General features: G+C 69.5%; 4 protein-coding genes. All 4 read left to right on the top strand.

The features are described from left to right. Nucleotides 1-13 precede the first annotated feature (13 nt). Entirely contained in the window at nucleotides 14-151 is a 138-nt protein-coding gene (locus NNZ72_RS25645) for a hypothetical protein (RefSeq protein ID WP_442800904.1), read from the top strand. A 97-nt stretch (nucleotides 152-248) separates the two neighbouring features. Then, nucleotides 249-722, top strand: a complete 474-nt coding sequence (locus NNZ72_RS25310) for a hypothetical protein (RefSeq protein ID WP_257318450.1) — start codon at nucleotides 249-251, stop codon at nucleotides 720-722. Between the two features lie 52 nt (nucleotides 723-774). After that, entirely contained in the window at nucleotides 775-1035 is a 261-nt protein-coding gene (locus NNZ72_RS25315; RefSeq protein WP_257318451.1) for a hypothetical protein, read from the top strand. Beyond that, nucleotides 1036-1820 (top strand): hypothetical protein (locus tag NNZ72_RS25320; RefSeq protein WP_257318452.1); only part of this gene is annotated, 785 nt, incomplete at its 3' end.

The following is a 1820-nucleotide window of genomic DNA, read 5'->3' on the forward strand; positions in this document are numbered from 1 at the left end:
GGACTGGGGGACGATCCGCTACGTCTCGGTCTGCAACGCCCAGGCGGGCGGGACGATGCTGTTCTACGCCATCCTGTCGGAGGCGGAGACGATCTACCGGGAAGGCCAGTTCCAGCGCGTCCCCGGTCAGATGCAACTGCGCTTCATCTGAGTTTCGCCCCCTCGCGGGGCAATCCCATCCGCCTCGTGCGGAGTGCTGCCGCCTGTGCGGCGAATACCACCCCTCCAAAACTTCAGGAGTATTTGACATGGCAGGCTATGCAGCCTCGAACCTGCTGGGCGGCACCCAGCAGGCGATGACGACCACCTTCAAGACGCTTCTGGCGCTCGCCGCCGACGACGGCACGGCGCTGCGCCGGATCGCCGTGCACGACTTCGTGCTCGGCACGGACGGCACGCCGGCGGACCAGGCGATGACCTATGACGTCAGCCGCATCACCGCGCTCGGCACGGGAACCTCGATCACGCCCACCAAGCTCGATCCCGCCGACGGCGCCTTCCTGGGCGCGGCGCTCGCCAACCACACGGCCGAGCCGACCGTGACGGCGAACAGCTCGCTCTGGGCCTCCGGCGTCAACCAGCGCGCCACCATCCGCTGGGTCGCCTTCCCGGGGCAGGAGCTGGTGATCCCCGCGACCGACAATGCGGGCCTCGCCTTCCGCGCCAAGTCGCCGGGCTACACGGGCACGGCCATCTGCGAGGCGCATTTCAGCGAGCGTTGACGCCATCCGGCCGGGCTCCGGCCCGGCCGCATCCCCGACAGGAGGCAGTCCCATGCGATCACCCGGCGGCATCCTCATCTGCACCGACGTCACCGGCGCGGCGCGCGAGGCCGACACCTTCACCTGCGCCCATTGCAATGCGGTCGTCATCGTCAAGCCGATGACCGATCCCGCCGAGATGGGCGGACGTTGCCGCATGTGCGACGGCCTGATCTGCAAGCGCTGCGCCGCCAGGGGTGTGTGCGACCCGTTCGAGGAGAAGCTGAAGCGGATCGAGGCCTCCTATCACGCGCGGCGGAGCTACGCGGCGTAAATGCTCGGGCAGTTCCCCTTCGGCTCGGCCCCCTTCGGTGCGGCGGACGATCCCGGCGTCATCGATCCGGTCTTCGCGGATTCTTGGCATCCGTCCCTGTCGGAGCCGACGCGTTTCCGCGTCCTGCCGGCCGTCGCCGTCGCGCTCGCCAGCCTCTACAGCGTCGCGCTCGATCCCGGCATCCTTGCCCGGCCGGAATATCCCGGCCCCGACAAGTACCAGCGGGAGCTTTCCGAGCCCGTCCGGTTCGCGCCGGCACTTGCGACGGCAGACCATCCGTTCGAGGCGTTCGTCGAGTTCGCGCCGTTCGAAGAGGCGATCACCGCGGACCGCTGGGCGCCGCCGCTGTCGGAGCCGATGCGGTTCGCCCGCTCGCTGCCGACGGCGAGCCATCCGTTCGCGGCCTTCGTCCAGTTTGCACCTTTCGACCAGACGCCGGTCGCGTCCTGGCATCAGCCGTGGTCCGAGCCGGCGCGGTTCCTGCCGGCGCTTGCGGCCGCCGACCATCAGTTTGCGGCCTACCAGGGGTTCGCGCCGTTCGCGGAGATATCGCGGCCGGAAAGCTGGCTGCCGGCCCTGTCGGAGCCTGTCCGCTTCGCACGCTCGCTGCCGGCGTCGTCGCATCCGTTCGAGGCCTTCGTCCAGGCCGATCCCTTCGGCGAGCTGATCGACGTCCAGAAGTGGTACCAGCCCTTCGCGGAGCCTGTCCGCTTCCGGGCGTCGCTGGCGACCGGGCTGCAACAGTTCGCGGCCTTCGTCCAGGCGGAGCCGTTCCGCGAGACGAT

Source organism: Shinella pollutisoli (assembly GCF_024609765.1).
GTDB lineage: Bacteria > Pseudomonadota > Alphaproteobacteria > Rhizobiales > Rhizobiaceae > Shinella > Shinella pollutisoli.

What these genes read in the sequence shown, in the direction of transcription:
- NNZ72_RS25310 (WP_257318450.1), top strand. Translation starts at nt 249, where the DNA reads ATGGCAGGCTATGCAGCCTCGAACCTGCTGGGCGGCACCCAGCAGGCG.
- NNZ72_RS25315 (WP_257318451.1), top strand. Translation starts at nt 775, where the DNA reads ATGCGATCACCCGGCGGCATCCTCATCTGCACCGACGTCACCGGCGCG.